This is a genomic window from Paenibacillus sp. GM2 (assembly GCF_900069005.2).
Taxonomy (GTDB): Bacteria; Bacillota; Bacilli; order Paenibacillales; family Paenibacillaceae; genus Fontibacillus.
In genome coordinates this window covers 1538076-1563818 of record NZ_LN831279.1, presented here as the reverse complement: position 1 = coordinate 1563818, position 25743 = coordinate 1538076, and the positions used below count along the sequence as shown (strand labels likewise).

Genomic DNA, 25743 nt, shown 5'->3' with positions numbered 1-25743 from the left:
CAAACTGATTTTTTGTGAAGGTTACTTCTGTCAAAGATTCGCTATTTCATAAAAAAAGAGACCACGGACGTATCTACTTCATACGTGCGCAGTCTCTATTCCATCGCGGTTCACTATTGATAGGTCTCAACCATCTGTACATATTGCCGGTGCAATACTTCAACTTGTTGTTCGGCTTGACGCTCCGATCCGGACAAATGATCCATGAGCTCATCCACTTGGGATGCCTTGGTGATGACCTGATTTAATATCTCCTTGATCCGTCCCTGAACAAACCAGTCCGTAATCAAATTATCGAAGAAATAGTCGGTAAAGGTGAGAAAGCCTTCGATCTTCATATCTACAGCTAAAGTACCGCCTACATCGCGCAATTCCTTACTGAATCGCTGCAGATGGTTCTCCGCCCGATACACATGCTCCATCGCCTCATCAATGCGGCTGTGCTTGATATGGGTCGAGATCATACCCCCGCCCAACATATCATAAGTGCCCCAGTTCCTGGCCGAATTCAGACTCTCCTCCGCCAGTTTTAAATCCTCCTGTACACTTCTTCCCGCATCCAATGCTTCTTGCAATTCTTTTTTCTGTACCATAAGTTCAGCGAGACGATCCGCAAGCTCCCTTAACTCCGGGTTGCTATCCAGAATACGTCGTTCCTTCTCCTGAAATAAATGCTCATAGTCCGCTTTCGAATTGTGAACCTCCCGAATCCGCTGCTGTACTTGCCCGATCTGCTGCTGCACATCCTGAACCGCCCGTTCGGCATGCTCATACTTAACCTTCGCCTCCAGCGCTTCCCGCTGCTCCTGGTCAAGCTTCTCCAGCTTCTTGCCGAGGATCGAGTAGATAAAGGCGGATAACGATGTACCGCTTAGGCGTTCAACATCCTTCTCCTCAGCAGCCAGCTTTCTATATGATTGATCCCTAGTACGCTCCAGCTCGGCCAATTCTTCCTGCAGCTGATGGAGCCTGGCCTCCCATTTCTCTATCCCGCGTGCCTTTTCCTTCATCGCAGCAAGCCGTTCATTCAAATCCTCAAACATTCGCATCCCTGCTTTCTGAAAATGGATTCCTAGTTCGGATTAACGTTCAAACTCCCCAATCATAGAGGCCTGGATAACTCTCGTCCGACCGAACGGAACGGATAATTATGCTGATAAGAATAGCGACAAACCCATATAGCCCCCAAGTTGCATTTCATATCCGGCTTGCAGCAATAACACGATGGACGCTCCGCCTGTCATACAGATGAGACATTTTATCCGAAGACCCTTCCAGAACCTATTTTGACTCTTGATAGTTATAACGTAGAGAATGCAAATTGGTTTCATCCATCAAGTATCTGAGCTGGATTCCCAGGTTAGGGCCCCTAACCTTTCCGCCTCCTGCACTGCCAACTCGCAAACTCGATGACTCTCCAACATATCGCTTATTGAAATTTGAGGCTGCTTGCCCTCCCGAACACAACTCAGGAAGTGATCTGTCATATCGACAAAGCCTCTTCGGTATAACACGGGGTCCCAATCCTTGAATTTTAGATGCTTCTTCTCGCCATTCGCAAAATGAACGGTAGTATTCAAGCCATCCACGACCCATTTATTACCGGGATTCATCACCTCAAGAATTTCTTCATTCGTACCGGAGTCGCGGTTCATCACTCCGATACACGTAAACCCCTCACCTTCCAGCTGAAGCGTAATATGGTAGAGCTGTCCTTCATGAATATAAGGCGAAACCTTCACCTGCTTCACTCCACCTGGAGCTAAGTAACGCAGGGTATCAATCACATGGATGAAGTCGTCAAAAATAAACCGCCGCGCCATGTCAGGCAGGGCAATGCGATTCTTCTGCAGCATGATCATTCGCGGTGCTGCTTCGCTTTTCAAAGAAGCGACCATGGGTGCATAACGGCGGTTGAAGCCCACCATAAGCAGCACTTGCTTCTCCTCCGCCAGCTTGGCAATCCTCTCGCATTCCGCATAGTGATATGAAATAGGCTTATCCACAAACACATGAATTCCGTGAATGATTAATTGTTCAGCGATCCGGGCATGCGATTCTGTCGCTGTATGTATGAAAGCCGCCTGGATTCCGGACTGGATGAGCTGCTCCACACTTCCCGCCGTCTCGGCGACCCGATATTTAGCCTGTAAATGCTCCAAAGTCTGGCTATTTCTCGTACACAGCACGAGCTCGATATCTTCTCGATCTGTCATTACCGGTAAATACGCCTTCTTGGCAATATCGCCAAGTCCTATAATACCAACACGCATTGTAATTTCCTCCCCGATAGGTTCTCACGATTCCATGTCTCCACTATATTCTAGCTTTTTATAGAAATCAAAGCGGCTCCCATGCAAAAGACGAGGGGATCCCCTCGTCTTCCCGCCTATCTGCAATATCATATCCAAAAATGCCTCTGCTGCATTTCTTTTGCCTTTCCTCATAACTGGCTTTGAGCTTTTTTCTAATGCGTTCAGTTGTTACGGCAAGATTCTGTTTCATGAGGTCTTCAAAAGTACTTTTCAGATCAAATAGTAACTGTTGTTCCATGTCCGGATTCGCCACACCTATTCGTTTTGCGTCTCGATTTCATTTTATCTTATGTCGTCTTAAGACATCAATACGTTATCCTTTACGATTTGTTCAGCTAATGTACAAATCGAAGCACGGTGACTGTCAAAAGGACAGTCACCACAATTCTAGGCTCTCCCAAGCCTTACATTTCTCCTAGAATCCCTTATAACCAAATATTTACTTGATGTATGCGTTAATAGTTATTGAACCATCTTCAGGAGTTACTTGGAGCCATCCCCACTCAAAGAGCAGGGAGCCGTTCTCATCGGTTCCAGATGAATCCGATTGATAATGCGTCATCAGTGTGGCATAATCGTCTTCCGTCGTGTTCTCAAAGATTACGCGAAAATAAGATTGGTACTCCTTGTTGTCAGTTATGCCGGAGGTGAAATATGTGTTCCCTAACGTGCCAACTGTCTGTTCTAAAATATCGGGAATGTCAGCGTTGTCAATGCTGGAAAAGGTATTGCTTGTTATATTTCTTTCACTGCTGCAAGCAACAAAAGTGAACGACATCATCAGCGCGAGGGCAAGACAAATAAGACTGCTTTTTGTAAGTCTCATTGTGTTTTCATCCTTTCAAATTTTTTAACCTCTGATTTCGAATAAGTGCTCAAAGGTCCGGCCGGGGGTTTCCCCCTCGGCTGGACCTTTTTGGAATCAAATGATTAAACAGATTGTTTTACAGCTTCACAGCCCAAGTAAAGTCAGTTGGCCAGCGCTTTAGCGGCCGCACGTTCTCCTCCAAGCCGACCGGAAGTAAATGAATAACCGATCCCGACGCCGTTGCCGACATAGGTATCATTAAACAGTACGCCTTCCGATTCCAGACCCACGGCGAACAATCCAGGAACCGGCACCCGCTTGTCATTCAGTACCTGAAAATCGGTATTAACGAGTAAACCGCCTACTGAGCCGAGATTGTTGATCTCAGCGATAATGGCATAATACGATCCACTCTCTCCCATCGATTGCAAATAAGCCTTCGATTTGCCGAACTCAGTATCCACCCCGGTACGAATAGCCTCTTGATATTTATTGAAGGCGTTCTTCAATACATCGGCATCCATACCGGCGTTCTTCGCCAGCTCCTCGATCGTGCCGCCCTTGTACCCGTCTCCGTTCTCCACCATCGAGTCAAAGACTTGCTGTGCATTTTTCCATGGCGTATCCAGCTTGAATTGAGCTTGGAAGTCGGCATAAAACTCCGGTGGCATGCCTGGAAGGCCAGGCGCTCTCACACCGTTCATGCCTTGTGTCGTCAATGCATCAATTTGTGATTGAGATACAATAACCAAATGATAAGGACCGTTAAAGGCACTTGTATTAGCGGCAGCTACCGCTTCTAACGTGGCCGCCTCATCGCGGAATCTTGCCCCGGATGGCCCGACATTCATAAAGTTTGGCAAGTAGCTGAGCATCAGCGGATAGCTGGCTTCAAATGAAGTGTATTGCTCCTTCAGCTTACCAGTAGCTCTGGCAAGTGTTTGGTGCAGCATTTGGCCGCCGAAGTTGTCCGGGACCTTGGCTCCCGCTGCCCAGGCCATCTCCAGTCCTTCGCCGATATTTTGCCCCAGCCCGCCATTGATGCCTTCAAATCCAAAGGCCTCCTTAACCATCTCTTTGTTGGCCGCATAACCGCCGGTGGCCATTATGATGCTCTTGGCTGTAACCTCAAGTGTAGTACCGTCCTTCTTCTCGGCTACCACTCCCGTAACTTCGCCATTCGTTCCGGTTATCAGCTTTTTGGCGGTCGTCTCAGTAATCACCTGGCCCCCGTTTTTCTCAANCCTCCGCCAATTTTTGCCCCCGCCCCGCTATTGATCCTTCAAAACCAAAAGCCCCCCTTAACCATCTTTTTGTTGCCCGAAAAACCGCCGGTGGCCATTATGATGCTCTTGGCTGTAACCTCAAGTGTAGTACCGTCCTTCTTCTCGGCTACCACTCCCGTAACTTCGCCATTCGTTCCGGTTATCAGCTTTTTGGCGGTCGTCTCAGTAATCACCTGGCCCCCGTTTTTCTCAACGGATTCCGCCAGCATGTTCCTCAATAATTCCTGACGGGCATCATAAGCTGGCAGTACGTGCAGCGGCTCACCGGCGAAATTCATGAACATGGTCTTATAACCTTTATCCGCCAGCCAGTCATACGTTTCTCCAGACTTCGTGACATATTGCCGAATTGCAGCAGCATCAACGCGCCAGTGATTGTTATATATCCAGTCGGCTATTTCCTGCTCTACGTTAACTTTCAAGCCTTCATTCACCGATGCGGAAGAATTATAAAATTTACCGGCCCAGGACAAGTTGCTCGCACCGCCGATCGTTGCCGTTTTCTCAATAATAATGACTTTGGCCCCTTTGTCTGCTGCCGATACGGCTGCCGATACACCTGATGCACCAGCGCCTACGACAACTACGTCCGCCGTAAGCTGTTCAGTTAAACCTTCGCCCGGCTTCTTGACTACATTAGACTTAAAAGCTGCAACATCCCCTCCCGCCTGCTTTACGGCATCCTCTACCGCAGCCAGCAAACCGGCGCTTGTCTCGGATGCCCCGGATACGGCGTCTACAGCTAACGTCTGTCCATCAATAATTTGCTGCTTTAAGGTGTCGATCGCGGCATCGCCAATTCCTGCGGTTTCACCTTGACTTAGCACTTTAATATCCGTAAGTTGATCCTCTGTAAAGGTAACCTCGATCTGAATCGATCCCTCTTTCCCCTTGGACTCCGCCGTATAGGTCCCAGGTGTAAAAGATATCTTGTTTACGTTATTTTCATTTTGCTTTGTTACCTGTTTCGAATTACTGTTCGCTGAATTTTCCGCTTGCGGCTTGTCTGAATTTCCTTTGCAGCCCCCCAGCATCGCCAGAATCATAATCAAACATACTGAAACGATCGCAAATCTGTAGACGGATTTTCTGCGCATTTCTTAATCCTCCTCCTTTTGGTTATGCAGCCCCTCTTCTTTTGTCCCAAAGGTTACAGCCAAAGCATAAACATTGGTGCAGCTCCAAGGTCAATGAAGATTATGTGAAAAAAATCTCAAAGTAGGCCAATAAATTGGCTTACCTTGAGATTTAATCCTTCGTTAGATATATGACAATGTCTTGATCACAAACTGATTAGCCAAATTAAATCAATAATTAAAAAGGAATATTGACTTCCAGATAAGAACCAGGAGCCTTCTGAATATATTCATTCAACAACAATTTCCCTGTAATATCTCCCTTAGCCTTATACCCTTGCGCAGCCAATTCATCCAGCATAAACTGGAAAGCCTCAACCGTGAAGCTGTCCTCCGCCGAAGTCCGGATTACCGAAGATAGGCAGCGAACGGAGGGAAGGTTTTCCACACCATCGCTAACCCTGACATTTAAATTCAGCATATCGTCCTGCGTCAAAGTCATTCCCCAGCTGTATTTGAGGGGATAATTGTCTGGCGCATCATTCCAGTTCTCGATCCGGAAGCAAAAGTATGTGAAGGGCAGCAGTTCCATCCATTCGTTAACCGTTTCTTTTAAATAAGGCTCCTTCAACAATCGGTCCTGACTTGTCTGCTTGAGCCGGTATCTGGGCGGCAATAGCTTGATCCGACACTGATGCAATCGTTCCTCAATCTGCCCCAGTTCAGTCTCGATTTCGTCCATCTTCTTCAGGAGCAGCGTACTCCTGCGAATTTGCTCATCCAGATTCGTCTTCGACTGAAGGAGCTGCTGTTGAACCTGCTGCGCCGTCGCACCGTTAATCAATTCGGATACGTCCTGCAGCGGAATATTCAAGCTCCGGTACAAGCGGCTCATCAGCAAGCTCCTAACATCCAGATCATTATAATACCTGTAATTGTTGCTGTGATCCTTAAGTGGCCTTATAATGCCCTGTTTCTCGTATAACCGTAAAGTATCCGCCGATACGCCGATAATTGATGCAAATTCACCGATAGAATATCTCATACGATCCCTCCACTACAAAAATACCCTAAAAATATTGTTATCTATATCTTAAGGTATAAAGTAGAATGACATTGTGAATTTTTTCTCATAATAATGTGCTAGCTTTATTGGCATAAACAAGGCTCAATACCCATTTCTTTTTAATGCCCGATATACTGTTTCACGACTTCAAGGGGAAACATAGTATGCTTGGCAACTTCTTCAGCCGACATATCCTGACTAAAAAAGCGTTTGATAACGGTAATCATATCCTCTGCAATCTCCACAATATGCTTGTCCGGGTCATATACCCGAATGCCACGCTGCCCCCATGGGTATTCCTTTATTTCATGGACCCATTGCAAGTCGGGTATGCTTTTCATTTCGGCGTATACTTTGTCTAAATCTTCCACTTCAAAATAGACTTGAAAGTTGTGTGACTGTTCTTTTACACGATCGACCGCTATCCCAAAGAATTCAGCATATCCTTGTTGCAGAGAAAAGCCCTCAAAGGTTACATGTGCGCCAATATCCATTACGATATTTTGATGAAGCACTTTTTCATAAAAATGCTTGGAAGCGGATATATCCCTAACCGCTAAAAGGCAACCTTGATATTTCATTTTTCATTCCTCCTTTGAGGAAATTGTATTGTATATTTCCGTTCCGTCATAGTAAAAATCCGACATGGTTTTCATATATTTTTGAGGGCTAACACCACTAATCGCTTTAAAATCTTTATCAAAATGGGCCTGGTCGAAATATCCGGCTTGTTGTGACAATGCCGCAAAAAAACAAGGCGATTTCTGAATTTGCTTTAACACATAGTTAAAGCGAGTTAAGCGTGCATAGTCTTTAATATTCATTCCAATTTGCATAAGAAACATGCGGTTTAGCTGTCGCTCACTATAACTGGATTGCCGGGCGACTTCTTTCACTTGTACTTGTCCATGACTATTAGAAATCACTGTAGTTGCTAATAACAAAGCATCTGAAATAACCTGCTTTTCCATGCGCCTATATAAAATTTTATCGCAAGTGTTTACCAACTCTATTATGGTTTCTGATATTACAAAGGCTTGGTGCAGCGAATTAAAAAGTTCGCTGTCGATATCTGCAAGTGAAAGGCGTTTGTCAGCAAATTCTGCTTGGCTCTGGCGTGTGATTTGATACAAGCCATAGGGCGAAAACTGAATAAGTAACAGGACATGGTAACTATTTGGTTCCATGCCTAACAAAACAGGCGTTAGGGATGCTCCCCATAGTTCGGCGATTATAGCGGTTCCATCAAAAGCAAGCGATAATGTTCCGCAAGCATTTGGCATGAGCGTATAGTTTTCCACAAACATATCACTCGCTGGAAATACGATGTTGTAATATAGGATATATTTTCTCAGCCCCACATGAGAGGGGTACATATTGAATTGCTTGTCATTTTGAGTGATCAAATTGTTCCCCCTTATTTTTCAAAGTAAAATATCATGGTTATTGGTTTTTAATTAAATCATATATTTCTTGTTTACCATACTGCTTTTTAATTATTGGACATCTTAAAAGTATCCTTGAAATCAACTTATTAAGCGTTTCGCTAACCAGCCCAACTAAGCAAAATCAAGCCTTTTTGAATAAAAGTAATAAAGCAAAAATGAACAAGACAACCGAGCCGCTATGCTTTAGTAGCCCGAAGTGATAAAGTCATTTAAACTAATGATTTTACCGCCTTTACTTTCATAGTAGGCGAGCATTTCGTCAATTTTCCTTCTATACATAACTGGTAATGCAATCTGATAGGACATTAACACCATAGTTAGCTTTGCGCATGTTGAAACAGGTTCATTTAACACAAGCAACGGCATCTGCTCCTGCTATGAAGAACTCACCTATTTTATTTTTACTAATAAAGTCTGCGAACTCCTCACTGGTTAATGCGCTTCCTTTGCCCCTTGATCCCAACACAAAATTTTCCACATAGCCTACAAGCCTTGATTGCCTCTTTCACTTTACAAATATTCCCTGTTATGACCTTATTCCTGTTCGCGAACTGTACTTCTTAATAATAAAATTCATATATCAACATATAAAATTTCAGCCTGCAATGAATCAAAATGTCATGAACCCGGTGTTTTATGTTACAAACCGGCATTGAGGAGCAATAATTTAAGTCCCGAATGTACCGCTATAAACAGACGAAATCGGCTGGATTGTGCCGATTGTGTTTACTATAATAGCTTTCTATAATATTCCGCAGACGGTTGGTAGCCAATAACTTTGTAGAAGGCTGCTGCCCTGCGAGTGGCCAAGGCAACAAGTTTTGCGTCGGCTTGTTTCGCTGCACTTTCAAAAGCCTGCATCAGCTTTTTTCCGATCCCTTTTTTACGGTGCTCTTCTGACACCATTATTTCTTCCAACCAAGCCACGTTGCCGTTGGCATAGAAAGCGTTATGAACAAAGCCAAGACAATAAACCAACGATATTGCATTCATCCGCTGCAACAAAAATATAGGCTGTTGGATTGTGGAAAAGCTCGTCAAACACTTTTTCAAACAGGTGCTGTTCTGTTATGTAAGAGGTGGCAAAATCCTTTACTAAGTAAAATATCTGTTCTTTGTCAGCAGGGGTTGCTTTTCTTATATCCACAAGGTAATCTCCTTACACTTTCCTTCATCTTATGTTTAAGATAGATGAAGTAATTGATAAACCAATGACGTTCCTGTTGCTCTATGCTCCATTTCTTGCGAATCCGCCGAGAGAAGAAAATGACATAGCTGCCACGTAGTCGGATTGTATGCAACGATAGAGCAAGTAGTTGATGCATTATTACAGTCTGTATCAAAGATGCGCTTTGCCTTGTCTTGCAGGTCAGAGAAATCCAAGCGGGGCAATACCGGCGATTTTGTGATTACCGCATACTGCTTAGAGTCATGCTTTTCTATCTTTTGATGAAGTACCACCCATGTGTTTACCGGTGTCCAGCCAAAGGAGTTGAGAATATTATTAAAGGGGCCATCCAATAAAAAATGATTCATCCCCTCTGCACCTTTCCAAAGATAGAATGGAGCGTATTCATTTTGTATATTGCCATGTTTGCCAAACTCCGCAATGAGATATGCTTTCATGAATAGATCCAAAAAGCCATCGGTTTTATAGCCATTATTCTTCACTCGGTTTTTTATTATGCTCATGTCATAATCGGAAGGTAATTTAACATTGTACTGCATTGCAATCATAGTTCCAGCCTCCGTTCGTTCTTTACGTTTTTTCTGTACTAAATCTTTCACATTCCTCTTTAATCTTCCCTACTTCCAATTGTACCTTGTTTTTGAATTTTCCCGAACAAAGCAATAGATAAGAACCACACTACCGAAAACCATGCTTACATACCGAATGACATTGCTTACTTCGCTGGAATAAGGAGAGAGCAACTGGCTTGTTAAAAAATTAGACATCATATGCACAAAAGCACCTGCTAATATGCTGCAAGAGTGGAGATTATGCGTCAGTAAAATACTACTCAGCCTTTAACTGGCTGGATAAGCGTAGCGGCTTGACCAGAGTTACATATATTCTAGCCTGAAAACTTCTGCATCCTTTAAATATGCAAGGATTAGCTTATGCGGGCTTTCCGGCGTTGAACTTAACTGCGGTTGAAAAAGAGTAGCTACAAAAAATCGGTTCTGTGGTATTTCGAGTATCCTTACGTCTCCGTTTTCATCCGTTCCAGCAATGACAACACCGTGTGAAGTCAACTGATCCGCAAAATTACTGCTTAGCCCGAAGCTGCAATTATACCGCTCCTCCGTTTCTACTAAGCCATAAATTTGAGCAACCTTAGTACCGTCGGACAATAAAATTCTTTGTGTTTCTCCAACGAGTGAACAGCTTAAGCCGGAGATAAACACATTAGGCATGTAGGGGTCAAAATCCGGGCGCTTAACTTCCGGTAAATCAAATACATCGCGTGCAAACTCTAATACAACATGCTGAAAGCCTCCACATGTTCCGATAAAGGGGAAGTTATTCTCCCTTGCGAACTGAATCGCATTCATTGCTCCTTGTGCACTTTTATATGGGCTGCCCGGCGCACCCCAAAAAGCGTTGAAAGTGCTCAATTTCTCTTTGAAGTCGGACTCTAACGAGTTGGTAGAAACCCATTGCGTTTCCTGCTTCAGGCCTAAGAACGCAGCACAATGCCTAATGGCTTCATTAGTAGCAATATGTGACGGTCGTGCATCATAATCACCAATTATGCCTATTCTAATTGAATCCATAAATATATCCTCCTTTGAAATTTTCTGTTAATGTACTCCTTTATAGTTACACAGTTGATGTTGCCCTTGTATCCTCTCCATAGCGAATCTACATTTGTTACTGAAAGGCGAAGACTGGTACATTCAGGGGTATTACAATTTGATTATCAAATTCCGCCGCGAAGCAGGTATTGGAGATCCGAGCCAAAAATTTTGTGATACCCTCTAATGAGTCATCCAGGGTAGGATTCCCATTCCTGTGGTAGTAGCTCATAAATGAAAAACGGGGTATAATCTTCTATCAACATAGGACTAATAACCAAATAAATTTCTCCTTTCCTATGGGTGTTTGGGCATTTCGAATTTCTCCAAGGCTCGATTTAAAAAAGCGTTAAAAGGCTGCATTGCTTCAAATATCTCAGCAGCCAAATGCACAAATCTATCATCTGTAATCTGCTCATCCGTAAGAGTATATTCCAGATACCAGCTTTTGTTTTTTAGGTATTCAGATTGCGGGTGTTCCTTATCGTATCCGCGGGGAACATTCTTCAGTGTATTACCTTTAACCGTAAAATGCTTTTTAAATGTTGGATCGGTTATAATGCGCCTCCAATCCTCACCGTTTTCTACAATGTGATCTCTGATCATTGTGGTAGCATCTTTGAACATATCTGCAAATAAACCGCCACCCAAGAATGAACGTCCGTTAGGCTTAATGAATATGTAATATCCGACAGGTATTGGTAATTTCCCTTTCGACGATATACATGCTCTAAAAGAAGGATTATATGGGGTTTTATCCGCACTAAACCTTGTATCACGAACCAGCTTGAAGGTTAGATCTTTAGGTGCATTATGAAGGACACTGCTGTCGGTTCTGCCTATTTCAAGTAGGAGGGACTGTATCAAGTCCTCAAATTCTTGATTTGCCTTTTTGAGTTGTTCTTTATTTGCGTGATACCATTCACGGTTATTGTGGTTCTCCAAACCTGATAAATAATCAAGGATGATATTCGCATTCATATACTTCCCTCCAACCAATTAGATGTAATAATAGGTCTCCTTATTAGTTCTAATTTATGAGCTCTCTATCATATAAGGCAAGCTTTTTACTCCAAAGCCGGCAGAATGATTAAAATATAGACCTAATAATCAATGGAAAAAAGAAGAAATTGTATTTCTATTTTTTGAGTATTCTCTTTAGGTAGGGAATATCCAACAAATTCACCGTCTCAAAACTTCCTTTATAAAACACGCCCCAGTTATTGAAAACACAAGGCAATTCCTTTGCTTTTTGTAGCGTATCCACATGAATGAAAGATACCGGAACATCATTCGTTTCACAATACTGTTTTATCGTCTCCATGTTTTGATAGACGAAGGGGCACTGTATATCGTAATAAATGGTTAGCTCTTGGCTTTCGATTTCTTCTTTTTTAGCGTTTTGTGCAAACTTTGGTGTTGTTCCGTCAAAAGAAAGTGCAAGTAATTCATAGCCATTATCGGTAGTATCAACAACCTCAAAGCCGAACTTCTTTGCAAATGATTGGTCGGAAAGAAAGGATTTTTGTTTTTTTGCTCCAAGCATACAAACGCCGGATTTACCCTTTTCTTTAGCATCAGCCAAACAATATTCCATCAGCAATTTTCCATACCCTTTTCCTTTGTGGCTTCCGGTAGCCCATAAGCAATACAGATAATAATAGTTATCACCAGTTATGGGAACCCAAGCTGTTTCAAGAGGAGCATACTCAATAAAAACAGTAGCTTTTGCATTTAACTTTCTAAAGACATGACCTTCCTTTAATCGGTCAGAAAGCCATTGCTTCTTTGCGTCAATACCTGGATGGGGCTTTTTACTGCGGATAATGCAGCATAAATGCTCATTGACAAGGTTTTCTATTGTTAAGTTTACAAAATCAATATCCATGTGTACCCTCGCTTCAAATTAATATCCATTACCTCTAAATTCAAGTGTACGGCAAAACCATCTGCACTATGGTGCGGTTAATTGTAGGCTTTACGGCGCTATGCGCCCCGCACCCACTGCCTTTCCCAAAGAACAAGATAAAAATCTCATGTCACCCCTTGACAAAACGCGTTCTGCAATTGAATACTGGGCACCTCATCATTACGCCCCAATTTACAGGCGAATTTTTCTATCATGCATAGCACCTCCAAATAGAAACAATCTACAGTTACAACTACAAAATTGTAATTTGTCAGCTTCCAACTACGCCCTGATTTTACTTAATACATTCTTCAACTCTAGTAACAACATCTGAAAAGCTGTTTTCTTCAAGTATTTTTTCTTTTAACAAATAAGCTGTTTTCTTTAGCTCTGTATCGTTCAAAACTTGCAGGGCGTTTCTATAAAGTTTATTTGCCGTCATGTAAAATGTACGTATGCGCATTCCTATCCCAAGTTCGGCTATTCGCTTGGCGTTAGCGATCTGGTCATTGATAATAGGCATTGCGAGCATAGGAACGCCAAAGCTCATAGCTTCGTTAACGCTGTTCATCCCGCAATGCGTGATAAACAAATCGGCTTTTTGCAAAACCTCAAGCTGCGGCACAAAAGAGTAAGCGAAAATATTCCGGGATACAGGACCAAGCTTTTTCGGATCTATTTTCCCTGTGTTCAGGATTACGGAAAGATTTTTGCCTGCAAATGCCTTTATACACCGTCTACAAAAAATCCTACTTCTGATTATGCTCCCCATTGAGATATAAATAATAGGCTTCTTCATAGCATCGTATGGAATTTGCTCATGGGAAGCAATCGCAGCTTTCATGGGCGGACAGACAAAAACATAACGCTCGTCAAAGCTTTCATGTTTTGATTGAAACAGCTTTGGCACATACACCACATTCAGCTCAGGTCTGTCATTGAGCACAGAATCAATCAACGTTTTCCCGCTCATTCCCATCTCGTCCGCGTTTTTCTTTCCCATCACTTGCATGTCGATTAGCTTACAGAAAAATTTAAAGACCGGACTTGCATCGCCCATCGTTTCAGAACTCCATGCGGGCTGTGAAAACTGTCGCACACATGGAATACCCAATTTCTCGGCTATAACCTTGCCCGGGTAAAATAGCATTTCATAGATCAGCAAATCAAACTTCCTTGTAAGTTGTATTGCCGTATCAAAAGCCGCCTTGAAGCAGCGAGTTTTTACTTGTTGCTCCGTCAACCCCTCCGGAAAATCGGAATAGGGGACAAATTCAGCGCCCGTTGCTTCAATCTTATCCTTATATACAGGTGAATTGACGTACACAACTGAATGGCCCCTCTTTACCAGTTCGGCAGCCAGCGGCAAAGTTGGATTCGTATGCCCTGAGTAAGGGACGTTTATCATCAGAATATTTGCCATAGTTCCCCCTCTACTGCATTTATATAAATAATTGGAATACTCATTATACTCATAATGGATAGTTCAAACACTTTCTGTATCTTAGGCAACCCAGTTGATACGTATAAAATTGTCCAGAATATTCAAGATGATAAACGATGAGACATATGCTAGCCACACCCATGAGGGATTAACAATTATATTTTTGGTTGCTTTGATGGAAAAGAATTTTCGATAGATCAGAAATAAGCATAGAAGTGAAACAGCGATTGACATTATTAAGGGGATATAGCTAAAAAAAGACCAACCAAAATATTGTGCCCATGCTTCACCCTGTTGCGTTTCATCCTCCATTCCACTGCTGAATGCAATCATGCGTATAATAACGATTACACATGGGATAAGCCTGATAATGGCATTACTGAACGCCACTGCCAAAATGCTTTTATGCAATAATGTATTCCGGTACTTTAACCGTAGGAAAATTATCGTAAATATGATTGCCAATAATAGTGTAACAGCTGGGCCCATGTCTTTTAGGATTTCGCCGCCTGTCCAGCCTGTGCGAAAATCAGCATCACGAGGATACATATATACATTTCCGACGCGATTAAATCCTGTGCTGACGGAATAACCAGCCAGCCAATTACTCAATCCATGCGCACACTCATGAATAAATGTTGATACGACAATGGCAATATTGCATATAAGAAACCATGATAGGAAGCCTTTACTTTTATTCAAAACCACATCTCCTTTCTATTCGCTTTTTCGCAATAGGAGCACATATGTTTTCAAATCCTCATTCAACAAGTGCTTCTATAGAGCCATCTGTATCAATCCTTATTACTCGACTTGTCCAATCTGGCCCGAAGTTGGTTCATTCGTTTTTGTGAAGGCGAACGCTATAGTATTCTGCTTATTGGGAACGGAATTTTAACGATAAGTAAATCTGCATCTGAGTATACTGAGAGCCTTGTCAAAAGCATCAGCGGGGTTTGGCATATTACACATTCCATTATTCAGAAATTCTCCATATTCAAAAATATCGTTATCAAACCTACAATGGTTTACAATGTACAACTGCCGAAAATGCTTATACTGTTCATTTTATTTACCATGGGATGACGGTAAGCGAGGGCCACCGTTCACTCCATTTTTTTACTTTTTGCAAATATATTTCTTCCGTAATTTGAGTTTTGTTTGCTCTGACAATCATCCCGAATAAATCATTTAATCCAAATGGAGCATACACCTTTAATTTGTTGTTTCCCATACGGACACCTATTGAAGTTGCGGTTGTAGGCCAAGAATTAATCGCATTCTCAATAGAATTATATGGAATTATGTCATATCCGAAATGCTCTTTATACCAAAGATGTACTCGCGCTTGATTTTTTATATCAAGCCTTATTTCGCACGGATTCATCACACTTGTTATTCTTTGAATCACTGCCTTTTCTGCTTCTAAAGATAAGTGTCCTCCAGTTTCTGAAATTTGTCTTATGACCAAGTTGTCTTCCCTTCACTGTTAACAATACCGACTTTCAACTTAGTGCAGTCCTTTTCTGATTGGTCATCGAACCTGCTTCATATAACTGTCTAAAGATTTTCCCTTAATTTTGATATCCGGGGTAATACACAAGTTAGATACATTGTTCCGCATTACATTCCAATAGTGACTAACTACGTACACCATGATCCGCTGTTTGGCATCTTCAAATACTTTCTGACCAACCCCATTACCAAAAGTACTACGCCCAACGATAACCACATTACTCAAGTATGTCTTCAAGTCCCATGTTAGCAGCTCTGCTGCGCTAGCTGTATTCTCATCCACAAAAATAATGCGATCAGCGTATTGAATAAATTGATCATCTGTAGTCATGCTAAAATCCTTTATCCTGAAATAATGAACATCATCTCTCACTTCATATTGGACATCACTACATTGAGGGCCATCCAGTTCTCTGGATTCAGTTTAAGGGCTATTTTGTAAGATTCCACGGCTTTTGCATCATCTTCTAGAGCTAAATACGCCCTAGCTAAACCAGACCCTAACTCAGGATCATCAGGATTACGGTCTGTCGCTTGCTTCAGATAAATGACAGCCTGCTCATAATTACCAAGCTGATACTGACTATCGCCAATAAACCAAGCTATATCTGCATTTCTTTCAAACGTAAGCTGATCCGCCTTTTCTCCAAACTCGACACAACGATAATATCTTTTGCCCCAATGCAGCGCTTTAATCTTGCTAACATAACCCTCTTGATCCTCTGGAGCTAATTCGATAGCCTCTTCAAAATAGGGGATAGCTGCTATATATAAACCTTGATCCATATAATATGACCCACCTGTAACGCATCCTCAGCCAGTATCTGCTTAGCCTTGTCCATGGCTCCCAAATCGTTATACATTCTAGCTAGCCAATACTAATATCGGTTTGATCAGGGTATTGATCCTTTAACTTCCAAAAAAAAGAAAAAGCCTCATCATATTTATCATAGTTATAGTAAAGTTCACCAATCTTTATTTTTGCCTTCCATCGATCGGGAAACCTTTCACTGGCCTTTTTATAAAATTGTTCAACCTCATCAAATTCAGCAGTACCCTTTATTATTTGTCGTAGTATACCAGATGAGAAACGAAAAAAAATTCATCTCACTCCAAATAGAGTATTTTTGTCCCAAATTACACAAATAGTTCAGACCAAAAGACAAACACCCTCGATTCAATATAGAAGCGAAATCGTTTGTCTTTGGTTTGCTATATAATTATTACCCCGCTTATCACACTGGTATTCTTAAGAGTTGTTGGCTTCGGATTATACGGGTACAATAAAATAGATTAAAGTAATTTTAAATTATTAGATTTAAAGAGGTTATCCCGCCTCAATGACTCTACGCTCACATGGATTCATTACACAGCAATTCCAGAATGAAAGGAAAGACAATTCATGATTATTAAACCTAGGACTCGCGGATTCATCTGTACAACCGCTCATCCAGTTGGATGCGCCAAGCAGGTACAACATCAAATTGATTATGTCTCCAAGCAACCCACCATAGATGGACCAAAAAATGTGCTCGTCATCGGAGCTTCGACCGGTTATGGACTGGCTTCGCGCGTAGTCGCAGCTTTTGGAGCCGGGGCAAACACGATCGGTGTGTATCGCCCAAGTGCGGCAACGGCTTCACGAACCGCTTCCGCCGGCTGGTACAATTCCGCGGCTTTTGAACAGGCAGCTGAAGCAGCGGGTCTCAAATCCTACAGCGTGACAGGGGATGCCTTTACAGACGAGATCAAAGCCAAAACAGCAAAAGTCATTGCGGAGAAGCTCGGCAAAGTTGATCTGATTATCTATAGCGTTGCAACAGCACGCCGCACAAATCCGCGAACAGGTGAAACCTTCAATTCTACCTTGAAGCCAATCGGTCAGCCGTATACCAACAAGACAGTTAATTTTCACACAGGTGAAATCAGCCCAGTGACACTGGAACCTGCAACAGAGCAAGAAATCGCGGATACGGTTGCTGTCATGGGCGGAGAGGATTGGAAGCTATGGCTCGACACCCTGGAAGAAGCCGGGGTACTCGCTGATAATGCGGTTACGATCGCCTACTCCTATATTGGCTCGGAGATCACTCAGCCCATCTACCGCGACGGTACGATCGGGCAAGCGAAGGATGATCTTGAACGTACCGCCCACGAATTGGATCAGCGGCTGAACAACATCGGCGGACATGCTTATGTCATCGTCAGCAAGGCGCTTGTGACTCAATCCAGTTCTGCCATTCCGGTTGTGCCGCTTTACATGTCCGCTTTATATAAAGTGATGAAGGAGAAAGGCATTCACGAAGGAACGATCGAACAGATATATCGTTTATTCTCCGAACGGCTATATGGCCCGGATATCGTGCCTGTAGATGAAAAAGGACGCATCCGTATTGATGATTGGGAAATGCGTGAGGATGTACAAGAAGAGGTTGCGAAGCTATGGGAGCTGATGGATACCAACAACATTTTCGATCTGTCCGATCTCTCCGGCTACCGTAAAGAATTTTTCCAGCTATTCGGCTTCGAGATAGAGGGAATCGACTATGAAGCAGATATTGACCCAGCCGTTGCTGTTCCTCATGTGGAGTAATGTGTTACTGAAGCTATTTGGCGCGTAATCATATTCAGATGCTATTCACAAAATAGAACGAAGGGCTATGAATGCTTGATCTATTCTTTCCGCCCTTCGTTCTATTATTTTTTTAGTCTGCTGAACCGTCGAGACCCCGCTAACGGAAATATAATGCTCTATTTGATTAGAAATACCTATGTTACATGTTCTAATGGAAATAGGCGCACTTCTTTGCTTCAGCAAGACCCAAAAACCCAATTAGAATGCAATATAACGGCTCCTATTTCCGTTATAGTTCAAGATATCTTACTTTAATGCGAATAGCGGCATGAATTTCCGTTAGAAGGATAGCTTAAAAGGATGGCATAACAGGATCATAGGATTTGACGCGCAATATTCATAACCGCTGCCCAGCTGCTCTTGTATCACGCGCCGCTCATGTTACAATAGCTAAAGGTATTAGACGCAATTAATAATAAGGAGCTTAACAAATTACATGACGAAATCATTCCAGAAGCTGGGCATCCGTGCCGAGCTGGTACAGCAATTGCAAGAACTGGGGATCTCCACACCCACTCCGATTCAAGCGGAAGCGATCCCTTATATACAAGCCGGACATGATATTATTGGCGAGGCACAGACCGGTACCGGCAAGACGCTGGCATTCATCCTGCCGATGCTTGAGAGCATCAATGTGAACAGTCCGGAGGTTCAGGGGCTGATTCTAACCCCTACCCGGGAGCTGGCCATTCAGATTACTAGCGAGCTCAAGAAGCTGGCATCCGTGGTTGGAGCACGCGTGCTTGCCGCTTATGGCGGTCAAGATGTGGAACGCCAGCTGCGCAAGCTTGAGGGCGCAATCCATATCGTTGTCGCTACTCCCGGCCGATTGCTGGATCATCTGCGGCGCGGCTCAATCCACTTCGGCAAGCTGAAAATGCTCGTCCTTGACGAAGCCGATCAAATGCTGCACATGGGCTTCCTCCCTGAGGTCCAGAATATTGTGGAGCAAACCCCTGTGCGCCGTCAGACGCTGCTCTTCTCGGCGACGATGCCACACCAGGTTCGACAGCTGGCCCAAGCATACATGCAGAAGCCCGAGGAAGTGAAGATTCCGACACAACAGATAACGCTCACGGAAATTTCGCAAATAGCGGTTCAGGTCACAGATCGCTCCAAATTCAAGGATCTCTGTACTCTTATTGAACAACAGCATCCTTATCTTGCAGTTGTCTTCTGCCGTACCAAGCGGCGGGCCAGCAAATTGAATCAGGAGCTGCAGGAGCAAGGCTACGCTTCGGACGAGCTGCATGGCGATTTGTCGCAGGCCAAGCGTGAACAGGTCATGAAGAGATTCCGGGAGGCTAAGCTGCAAATCCTAGTCGCTACCGATATGGCTGCACGCGGGTTGGATATTGAAGGCGTTACCCATGTATTCAACTATGACATTCCTGCCGATGCCGAATATTACATCCACCGCATCGGACGAACAGGCCGTGCCGGAAACACCGGGGTGGCGATCACATTTGTAACAGCCCATGATCGCGGAGTCCTGGAAGCGATCGAACGCGGCATCAAAATGACGATACCGAAGCGCCAGCTTGGCGAATCAGGGCTGAGACGTATTGAAGGCTCCATAGCTGCGCCAGCTAGAGATTCTCGCAAAAGAAACAGCGGTGCCGATAGCGCACGTACCGGCAGAAACACCGGTACAGGTGAATATGGTGCCGGACGTAGTGCAAAACGCGGACCGTCGAGAGATGAGCGCGGCTCCAGCGCCGGACGCTCCGGATCAGGACGTTCCGGCGAGCGCGACTATTCTCGCAGCAGCCGCAGTTCCAGTCCCGGAGGCCGGGAATCGGGACGCGCTGGCCGTGGTGAACGCCAGGACGCCGGACGGCAAGGACGCCGCGGTAATGACGGACGCAATAGCGGACAAGGTGGCAGGCAAGGCAGCGGTCGCCAGAATCCGTCAGGCGGCAATCGCGGCGGCGGCAGAGGCAGACGTTAGAAGCTTAAGCCGTGAACAATAACTGATACTCTCAAAATAAAAAACCGTTCCATGAGAAGATGGTTCAGCAATCCTCCATCAACGCGTGTAACGGTTTTTTTAATCCCAAAAAGGGGCTGGCCCGCTATATCAAATAGCAGGTCAGCCCCTTCCAACGGTTCGGCCCGATTAAATATTATTTAACCACTTCTTGTCCGGCGATCCGTCCGAATGTAATAGCATCGGCAATCGCATTACCGCCAAGACGGTTTGTGCCATGAATGACACCCGTTACTTCACCGGCAGCAAACAGGCCAGGGATCGGCTCACCCTTCTCGTTCATAACTTGCGTGGTCTTGTTAATGACAAGTCCGCCCATGGTATGGTGAACAGAAGGTACCGCTTTTTCGATGTAGTAAGGACCTTTGCTCATATCATGCAAACCTTGACGATGATGGAAGTCTTCATCATTGCCTGATTTCGCAAATTTATTGACGCGATCGATCGTTTCCTGCAGCGCCTTCGGATCGATTTTGAAGAATTCGGCAACTTCTTTCAGCGTATCCGCTTTGTACAGCACGCCTTCCTTCACAAGCGAATCATATTCGTCCTTATGAACTTCCACCGTCTTGCTGATGTCTCCGATTTCCTGATTCCACAATTGATAAGCATAGCTGCCTTCTTGAGCCAAAATCGCTTTGGAGATAACGTCGCGGCGTTCCAGCTCTTCAACAAAGCGTTTGCCGCTCTGGTTAACGAGAATCGCTCCATCAAAACGGCTGTCTGCAACGAGCGAAATAACCCCTGTCACCGGGTCGCATACCGGATAAGTCTGGATGCTCTCCATATTCGTCAAGGCAGCGCCAACGGCTTGCGCCATTACGAGTCCGTCGCCAGTCGAACCTGGAGCATCTGTAGTCATATATTTCTCATCGTATTCAGGATTGTACTGCTTTCTCATTTCAATATTGGAGCCAAAGCCGCCCGATGCAATAACAACACCTTTGTTTGCATGAAAAGTGATCGTATTTCCATTTGCTCCCGTTGCTTCTACGCCGACTACCTTGCCGTGATCATCTGTCAGCAATTTATCAGCCTTCGTGTTTGTCTTCAGATCAATTTTCATTTCGTCCAGCTTTGTTTTCAGCTTGGTAATCAACTCAGCGCCGGTATGTCCTTCAGGGATAAGCGCACGCTTCACAGAGTGACCGCCAAATTGGAACAGGTTATCTTCAAGGAAATTAACCTTGATATCATTCTTCAGCCATTCTGCGGCCGCTGTTGCGTTCTCTGCGAGTACGCGAACCATTTCCGGATCACCGACATTATCGCCGCCTTTTAGCGTATCCTGCGCGAACAAATCCACACTGTCTTTGATGCCCATTTTTTTCTGTACCCAGTTATTGGCCGCATTCATCTCGCCACCGGAGATCAATGTGTTGCCGCCTACGCTTGGCATCTTCTCCAACAGAACTACAGATGCGCCAGCCTGCTTGGCCTCCAGAGCTGCACTGAATCCGGCGCCGCCAGCCCCGATAATTACTACATCGTAAGTTTGTTCTGTCGGTTCATCAGTTTCCGTCTTGCCTGCCGCTTGCTTCGCAAGCAGCGTTAATCCTGACTTCGCAATCGCATCCTTAACTGCATTGATATAACCTGTGCTCGTCACTGTTGAACCGCTTATCGCGTCCACCTCTGCACTGTTGGAGGCGATGATCGTATCACCGAGCTCCTTAAATACAGGCTCAGCCAGAACTTCGTTTTCTTTCTGCTCAAGAACCTTAATATTCTTGATTTCATTGTCCTCAAATGTAACCTCTACCTTAATCGTGCCATGCTTGCCATCGCCTTCACCGATCGAAGTAACGATGCCGTTTTGGCCGGCTCCGTTACCGGCCTCCTTGCCCTTGTTCCCGCTGCCGCATGCTGCCAGCATTACGACTAAGCTTAGGATAAGAGTAAGGCTCCCAATCCTCTTCATCTTCATCATTTTCTGATTTTCCCCTTGTCTTTCCATGTTGTTAGTTGTTGATTTTATTTGCAGCTTTACAGTACTGTGCACTACAGAAACAAAGGATAGCACAATATTCCACATTATTTTGTGAATGTTATCACTTTCACAAACTTTGTTCACAAATTAGAGCCTCTTTGTCTGTCGAGTCATGGTCATAATTCCGGTCATTTTAAGGTCATGAATCTATGCCCAGCCATCGAAACCAATTTCAAGCTCTGGCGTATTAACTGTATAAAACCGAAAGGAAGAGATAGATCGATATGGCGGCGAAATTCAGAAAAGTCTTGTCCCCCACCGTTATTTTCTTTACCTGTGTCATCATCCTGTCCGTGATCGTCGCTGTATTGTCCAGACCTTACTTCACAGAGCCTGTCTACTCCATAAACCTGAATAAGTACCATTTCGCGAGCGAGCATGACAACCTGGTCGCTTATCAAAGTAAAACGGCTGCGCCGATTCAGGTGCGTATTGAAGATGATGGGCGCACAGTAATTATTAATCATATGGAGTATTACATAACGAAATACAGTTCTAATACAACATATAACGTGGCATATCCAAACGGTCGTAATTACGAAGTAAGAGATGAATCCGGTAATTTATGGAGTTTCGATGAAAATGGCGATTTAGTGCTTGAGGTCTTCGCTTATGTGAACAACCAAAGAATCATTCAAGAAGGCGAAGAGGAATTTACCCCTGCGATGCTTGTAACGGCCGCTTACCCGGAATATCATAATACTCCAGGGGCACCGGGGTTTTTGTTTCTGGCATTAGCTATACTCATTTATGGATGGTGCTCTTTTCGATATAAGAAATTTCAGGACATTATGTTCAACCTCTCAGCTCAAAGGCTTTGGGTGAAAGACCCTGAACCTAGTGATTTTTATTATTTCATGTGTAAAGCTGGCGGAATATTCTGTATGGGCTTTGCCATCTGGGTCGCGATACAAGCGTACTGAGAATTATTCTGTACCGGGATTATGGACTTCCTATAAGTCTAGGATTAACACTGAGGTAAATGAGAGAATCTCCCATCCATAACTTACCTGCCCTATTCTCCTTCCGGACATGTTAGAATGAAATTGCGAAAAGTTACAACATTGTAACCGGGATGTCATTATTGAATTCCGTCGCGAACTCAATTCGATAACTTGGAGGGAATTAAGAATATGACCAATAAGAATCTGAAAACTCTATTAACAGGAAGTATGGCGGTAGCAGTTATTGCAGCCGGAGTAGTCTTGCCACAAGGAGGAAAAGCGGAAGCAGCCTCTGCTTCTAATATAAATTGCAATCAGCCAACTCAGCAGGTTCAAAAGGTTCAGCAAAAATTAGTGCAATTAAACTGGAATGGCAATCTGGATGATTTGAAATCTCTGCTGTCGCAGATCCCTAATCTTGATCTGTCTAACCTGCCGGAGATTCAAAAGCCAACTACTCCGAGCGAGAAACCAAGCAACCCGGACCAAAAGCCGTCGACAGGATCGGACTCATCCAATAACAATAATAATGAAACACCAACAAAACCAACTACACCTACAACACCAACAAAGCCGACTACACCAACAGCACCAAGCGATAATAACAATGGCACTTCCGGCCAAACGGATAATGCTTCCTTCGCAGAGCAAGTGGTGAATCTGGTTAATCAGGAACGCAGCAAAGCCGGCCTTAAGCCGCTAACAGTTCAGGATAATCTGACTAAAGTGGCTGCAGCAAAGGCAGCGGATATGCGTCAGAACAACTATTTTGACCATCAATCGCCAACCTACGGCTCCCCATTCGATATGATGAAGCAATTTGGAGTCAGCTATAGCTACGCAGGCGAGAATATTGCAAAGGGTCAACGCACCCCGGCTGAAGTAATGAATGCCTGGATGAATAGTGAAGGCCATCGTCAAAATATTATGAGTCCAAACTTCACCAAGATTGGTGTAGCTTATGACAACGGCTACTGGGTTCAAGAATTTATCGGTTAGTCCGATTTTGATCACGAGTGAATGAAGAAATGGATCCGACATCGAAGCTTGAATTCAAGCTGGGTCTTCCGGTGCTCACCTACAATAATGTACGTTCTGCTCCTCAGACCCTAACTTCATTCAATCCTCTAAAGTGCTGAAATGCAGACTTTTTGAATCATTTAGAGTATAGAAGCTGCACGCATAAATCCAGAAGAACTACAAATCCTAGGTACCGAGCAGGTGCCTGGGATTTTTTATTATTGCCTAATCTCTTGCTGTACTGCGTTTGCATGCATCGGCCTCTTCATTTCAATACAGAATCGATATTCCCCTTGCTGATGATCCAGCCAAATCCGGCCGCTATGCAATTCGATAATATTTCGGGCGATGGATAAGCCTAATCCGTATCCGGGAGGCATATACATATCACTCCGCTTAGGCTCCGTCCTGTAGAACCGTTGAAAGAGCAATTCTTCCTGCTCTTTAGTAATCGGTTGACCTTGATTCTCGATCGATAGCTGGATAAATTTCTCACCGGTAATCAGGCCGATCTTCACTTCACCGGGCAGCAATGAGAACTTCGTTGCATTCATGAGCAGATTATCTATCGCCCGGACCATCTGTTCGACATCCATACTTATGATGACCGGCTCGGGGCTTAGCTCCTGAAGCAAAGTAATTCCCTGTTCCCTCGCAACCGGTTCAAATTCCGAGACCAATTGCTCCATGAGGTTATGAAAATCTACCTCCTGGAGATTCAACTGAACATCGCCATGGGATAGACGCGTATACTCAAACAGATCATCGATCAACTGCTTGAGCTGCCGGGTTTTGTTGAATGCATTGTTAATATAGCGCGCCTCTTCCTGCTCATCCTGAAAGGCTTGCTTCTTGAGCAGATCGAGATATCCGATAATGCTGGTCAGCGAGTTCTCAAATCATGTGATACACTTGTAATAAGATCCATCCGTGAAATCTCCAGCTGTCGTTCACGCTCAACCTGCTCCTGTAATTGCTGGGCCATATGATTTACGTTCTGGGAGACGATCCTTAATTCATCCTGTCTCGACACGGGAAGCCTGTAACTCAAATCCCCGCGTGCAATGACCATCAATCCGTTCGCCACTTGCCAGATCGATCTAACGATAGGACGAGTAAGGATAATAAAACAAACGATAAATATAGCTATAAATAATATCAGGCTTGTTACGGTATTCCGAAATAGGGAAATCACAAGGGTTGTAACCAGAAAGCTCAGAAAAATCGCCCAAGTCAATTGGGTACGAATACTCTTCTTGCCACTGAGGGCTACCCAAAATTTATTTGTCAATGCGATACCCCACTCCCCATACCGTTTTAATATATTGAGGATTTCTCGGGTTGGCTTCGATCTTCTCGCGAAGGTTGCGAATATGGACCATCACTGTATTCTGGGAGTAGTATGCGTGCTGCTCCTTCCAACTGCTCCTGAGCCATGATGTATTGGAGGCGGCAGGCATCCCTGTAACATCCGTATTGTGCATATTGAAATCTCAGT

26 protein-coding genes and 3 pseudogenes are annotated in these 25743 nt (G+C 44.0%); 4 read left to right on the top strand and 25 right to left on the bottom strand.

Annotated features, from left to right (window positions below):
* Nucleotides 1-113: 113 nt before the first annotated feature.
* The 20 genes and pseudogenes from BN1360_RS16805 to BN1360_RS16710 form a co-directional block, all read right to left on the bottom strand.
* Nucleotides 114-1043, bottom strand: a complete 930-nt coding sequence (locus BN1360_RS16805; RefSeq protein ID WP_068781015.1) for a hypothetical protein — start codon at nt 1041-1043, stop codon at nt 114-116.
* Nucleotides 1044-1334: 291 nt separating this feature from the next.
* On the bottom strand, nt 1335-2273 hold the full coding sequence (locus BN1360_RS16800; protein WP_068781014.1) for a Gfo/Idh/MocA family protein: 939 nt from the start codon (nt 2271-2273) through the stop codon (nt 1335-1337).
* 67 nt (nt 2274-2340) lie between these two features.
* The gene (locus tag BN1360_RS16795; RefSeq protein ID WP_068781013.1) at nt 2341-2553 is read right to left on the bottom strand and encodes a hypothetical protein; all 213 of its coding nucleotides are present in this window, start codon (nt 2551-2553) and stop codon (nt 2341-2343) included.
* 201 nt (nt 2554-2754) lie between these two features.
* Nucleotides 2755-3141, bottom strand: a complete 387-nt coding sequence (locus BN1360_RS16790; protein WP_068781012.1) for a hypothetical protein — start codon at nt 3139-3141, stop codon at nt 2755-2757.
* Nucleotides 3142-3284: 143 nt separating this feature from the next.
* Nucleotides 3285-4352, bottom strand: a pseudogene (locus BN1360_RS16785) (FAD-binding protein); the annotation flags it as partial.
* Between the two features lie 53 nt (nt 4353-4405).
* Nucleotides 4406-5506, bottom strand: coding sequence for an FAD-dependent oxidoreductase (locus BN1360_RS16780; protein WP_068781011.1), 1101 nt, complete (start codon nt 5504-5506; stop codon nt 4406-4408).
* Between the two features lie 217 nt (nt 5507-5723).
* Nucleotides 5724-6530, bottom strand: coding sequence for a MerR family transcriptional regulator (locus BN1360_RS16775; RefSeq protein ID WP_068781010.1), 807 nt, complete (start codon nt 6528-6530; stop codon nt 5724-5726).
* A gap of 140 nt (nt 6531-6670) precedes the next feature.
* Entirely contained in the window at nt 6671-7132 is a 462-nt protein-coding gene (locus BN1360_RS16770; RefSeq protein ID WP_068781009.1) for a VOC family protein, read from the bottom strand.
* Nucleotides 7133-7135: 3 nt separating this feature from the next.
* Entirely contained in the window at nt 7136-7957 is an 822-nt protein-coding gene (locus BN1360_RS16765; RefSeq protein ID WP_068781008.1) for a helix-turn-helix domain-containing protein, read from the bottom strand.
* 771 nt (nt 7958-8728) lie between these two features.
* Nucleotides 8729-8992 (bottom strand): GNAT family N-acetyltransferase, encoded by a 264-nt coding sequence (locus BN1360_RS16760; protein ID WP_148466601.1) that lies wholly within the window; start codon nt 8990-8992, stop codon nt 8729-8731.
* Complete coding sequence (locus BN1360_RS16755) at nt 8949-9146, bottom strand: GNAT family N-acetyltransferase (RefSeq protein WP_148466600.1); 198 nt, start codon at nt 9144-9146, stop codon at nt 8949-8951. Before BN1360_RS16755 ends, BN1360_RS16760 begins: the two co-directional genes overlap by 44 nt.
* A gap of 35 nt (nt 9147-9181) precedes the next feature.
* Nucleotides 9182-9736: a DUF4865 family protein gene (locus BN1360_RS16750; protein ID WP_068781007.1), complete on the bottom strand. Its 555-nt coding sequence runs from the start codon at nt 9734-9736 to the stop codon at nt 9182-9184.
* A gap of 327 nt (nt 9737-10063) precedes the next feature.
* Nucleotides 10064-10777 (bottom strand): CTP synthase C-terminal region-related (seleno)protein, encoded by a 714-nt coding sequence (locus BN1360_RS16745; protein WP_068781006.1) that lies wholly within the window; start codon nt 10775-10777, stop codon nt 10064-10066.
* 318 nt (nt 10778-11095) lie between these two features.
* The gene (locus BN1360_RS16740; protein WP_068781005.1) at nt 11096-11779 is read right to left on the bottom strand and encodes a DUF2461 domain-containing protein; all 684 of its coding nucleotides are present in this window, start codon (nt 11777-11779) and stop codon (nt 11096-11098) included.
* 157 nt (nt 11780-11936) lie between these two features.
* A complete protein-coding gene (locus tag BN1360_RS16735; RefSeq protein ID WP_068781004.1) occupies nt 11937-12686 on the bottom strand; it encodes a GNAT family N-acetyltransferase in 750 nt (249 codons plus the stop codon).
* Nucleotides 12687-13002: 316 nt separating this feature from the next.
* The gene (locus tag BN1360_RS16730; protein WP_068781003.1) at nt 13003-14130 is read right to left on the bottom strand and encodes a macrolide family glycosyltransferase; all 1128 of its coding nucleotides are present in this window, start codon (nt 14128-14130) and stop codon (nt 13003-13005) included.
* 81 nt (nt 14131-14211) lie between these two features.
* Nucleotides 14212-14853, bottom strand: a complete 642-nt coding sequence (locus BN1360_RS16725; protein WP_068781002.1) for a hypothetical protein — start codon at nt 14851-14853, stop codon at nt 14212-14214.
* 370 nt (nt 14854-15223) lie between these two features.
* Entirely contained in the window at nt 15224-15622 is a 399-nt protein-coding gene (locus BN1360_RS16720) for a nucleotidyltransferase family protein (RefSeq protein WP_068781001.1), read from the bottom strand.
* A 63-nt stretch (nt 15623-15685) separates the two neighbouring features.
* On the bottom strand, nt 15686-15997 hold the full coding sequence (locus BN1360_RS16715) for a S41 family peptidase (RefSeq protein ID WP_068781000.1): 312 nt from the start codon (nt 15995-15997) through the stop codon (nt 15686-15688).
* Between the two features lie 38 nt (nt 15998-16035).
* A complete protein-coding gene (locus BN1360_RS16710; protein WP_068780999.1) occupies nt 16036-16452 on the bottom strand; it encodes a tetratricopeptide repeat protein in 417 nt (138 codons plus the stop codon).
* A 616-nt stretch (nt 16453-17068) separates the two neighbouring features.
* On the opposite strand from BN1360_RS16710, the gene fabV reads away from it, so the two are divergent.
* Complete coding sequence (gene fabV / locus BN1360_RS16705) at nt 17069-18259, top strand: enoyl-ACP reductase FabV (protein WP_068780998.1); 1191 nt, start codon at nt 17069-17071, stop codon at nt 18257-18259.
* 478 nt (nt 18260-18737) lie between these two features.
* A complete protein-coding gene (locus BN1360_RS16700) occupies nt 18738-20252 on the top strand; it encodes a DEAD/DEAH box helicase (protein ID WP_068780997.1) in 1515 nt (504 codons plus the stop codon).
* A gap of 175 nt (nt 20253-20427) precedes the next feature.
* Here BN1360_RS16700 and BN1360_RS16695 read toward each other — a convergent pair whose 3' ends face one another.
* A complete protein-coding gene (locus BN1360_RS16695) occupies nt 20428-22221 on the bottom strand; it encodes a flavocytochrome c (RefSeq protein ID WP_068780996.1) in 1794 nt (597 codons plus the stop codon).
* Nucleotides 22222-22505: 284 nt separating this feature from the next.
* Between BN1360_RS16695 and BN1360_RS16690 the strand changes: the two genes are divergently transcribed.
* Both BN1360_RS16690 and BN1360_RS16685 read left to right on the top strand, forming a co-directional pair.
* A complete protein-coding gene (locus tag BN1360_RS16690) occupies nt 22506-23204 on the top strand; it encodes a DUF6199 family natural product biosynthesis protein (protein ID WP_068780995.1) in 699 nt (232 codons plus the stop codon).
* Nucleotides 23205-23414: 210 nt separating this feature from the next.
* Nucleotides 23415-24224, top strand: coding sequence for a CAP domain-containing protein (locus tag BN1360_RS16685; protein WP_068780994.1), 810 nt, complete (start codon nt 23415-23417; stop codon nt 24222-24224).
* Between the two features lie 239 nt (nt 24225-24463).
* On the opposite strand, the gene BN1360_RS16680 is transcribed toward BN1360_RS16685, so the two are convergent.
* From BN1360_RS16680 to BN1360_RS16670, 4 genes and pseudogenes are all read right to left on the bottom strand, one after another.
* Nucleotides 24464-25018: a sensor histidine kinase gene (locus BN1360_RS16680; RefSeq protein WP_148466599.1), complete on the bottom strand. Its 555-nt coding sequence runs from the start codon at nt 25016-25018 to the stop codon at nt 24464-24466.
* A gap of 18 nt (nt 25019-25036) precedes the next feature.
* Nucleotides 25037-25105, bottom strand: a pseudogene (locus BN1360_RS26450) (hypothetical protein); the annotation flags it as partial.
* A gap of 23 nt (nt 25106-25128) precedes the next feature.
* The gene (locus BN1360_RS16675; RefSeq protein WP_068780992.1) at nt 25129-25536 is read right to left on the bottom strand and encodes a HAMP domain-containing protein; all 408 of its coding nucleotides are present in this window, start codon (nt 25534-25536) and stop codon (nt 25129-25131) included.
* Nucleotides 25526-25642: pseudogene (locus BN1360_RS16670) on the bottom strand (winged helix-turn-helix domain-containing protein); the annotation flags it as partial. The pseudogene BN1360_RS16670 and the gene BN1360_RS16675, both read right to left, overlap by 11 nt.
* Nucleotides 25643-25743 lie beyond the last annotated feature (101 nt).

Excerpts from the sequence above, each read along its gene's own strand:
- BN1360_RS16735 (WP_068781004.1), bottom strand. The coding sequence starts at position 12,686 with ATGGATATTGATTTTGTAAACTTAACAATAGAAAACCTTGTCAATGAG.
- BN1360_RS16790 (WP_068781012.1), bottom strand. The coding sequence starts at position 3,141 with ATGAGACTTACAAAAAGCAGTCTTATTTGTCTTGCCCTCGCGCTGATG.
- BN1360_RS16730 (WP_068781003.1), bottom strand. The coding sequence starts at position 14,130 with ATGGCAAATATTCTGATGATAAACGTCCCTTACTCAGGGCATACGAAT.
- BN1360_RS16795 (WP_068781013.1), bottom strand. The coding sequence starts at position 2,553 with ATGGAACAACAGTTACTATTTGATCTGAAAAGTACTTTTGAAGACCTC.
- BN1360_RS16690 (WP_068780995.1), top strand. The coding sequence starts at position 22,506 with ATGGCGGCGAAATTCAGAAAAGTCTTGTCCCCCACCGTTATTTTCTTT.
- BN1360_RS16760 (WP_148466601.1), bottom strand. The coding sequence starts at position 8,992 with ATGAATGCAATATCGTTGGTTTATTGTCTTGGCTTTGTTCATAACGCT.
- BN1360_RS16710 (WP_068780999.1), bottom strand. The coding sequence starts at position 16,452 with ATGGATCAAGGTTTATATATAGCAGCTATCCCCTATTTTGAAGAGGCT.
- BN1360_RS16770 (WP_068781009.1), bottom strand. The coding sequence starts at position 7,132 with ATGAAATATCAAGGTTGCCTTTTAGCGGTTAGGGATATATCCGCTTCC.
- BN1360_RS16740 (WP_068781005.1), bottom strand. The coding sequence starts at position 11,779 with ATGAATGCGAATATCATCCTTGATTATTTATCAGGTTTGGAGAACCAC.
- fabV (WP_068780998.1), top strand. The coding sequence starts at position 17,069 with ATGATTATTAAACCTAGGACTCGCGGATTCATCTGTACAACCGCTCAT.
- BN1360_RS16715 (WP_068781000.1), bottom strand. The coding sequence starts at position 15,997 with ATGACTACAGATGATCAATTTATTCAATACGCTGATCGCATTATTTTT.
- BN1360_RS16700 (WP_068780997.1), top strand. The coding sequence starts at position 18,738 with ATGACGAAATCATTCCAGAAGCTGGGCATCCGTGCCGAGCTGGTACAG.
- BN1360_RS16775 (WP_068781010.1), bottom strand. The coding sequence starts at position 6,530 with ATGAGATATTCTATCGGTGAATTTGCATCAATTATCGGCGTATCGGCG.
- BN1360_RS16800 (WP_068781014.1), bottom strand. The coding sequence starts at position 2,273 with ATGCGTGTTGGTATTATAGGACTTGGCGATATTGCCAAGAAGGCGTAT.
- BN1360_RS16745 (WP_068781006.1), bottom strand. The coding sequence starts at position 10,777 with ATGGATTCAATTAGAATAGGCATAATTGGTGATTATGATGCACGACCG.
- BN1360_RS16750 (WP_068781007.1), bottom strand. The coding sequence starts at position 9,736 with ATGATTGCAATGCAGTACAATGTTAAATTACCTTCCGATTATGACATG.
- BN1360_RS16780 (WP_068781011.1), bottom strand. The coding sequence starts at position 5,506 with ATGCGCAGAAAATCCGTCTACAGATTTGCGATCGTTTCAGTATGTTTG.
- BN1360_RS16695 (WP_068780996.1), bottom strand. The coding sequence starts at position 22,221 with ATGATGAAGATGAAGAGGATTGGGAGCCTTACTCTTATCCTAAGCTTA.
- BN1360_RS16685 (WP_068780994.1), top strand. The coding sequence starts at position 23,415 with ATGACCAATAAGAATCTGAAAACTCTATTAACAGGAAGTATGGCGGTA.
- BN1360_RS16805 (WP_068781015.1), bottom strand. The coding sequence starts at position 1,043 with ATGTTTGAGGATTTGAATGAACGGCTTGCTGCGATGAAGGAAAAGGCA.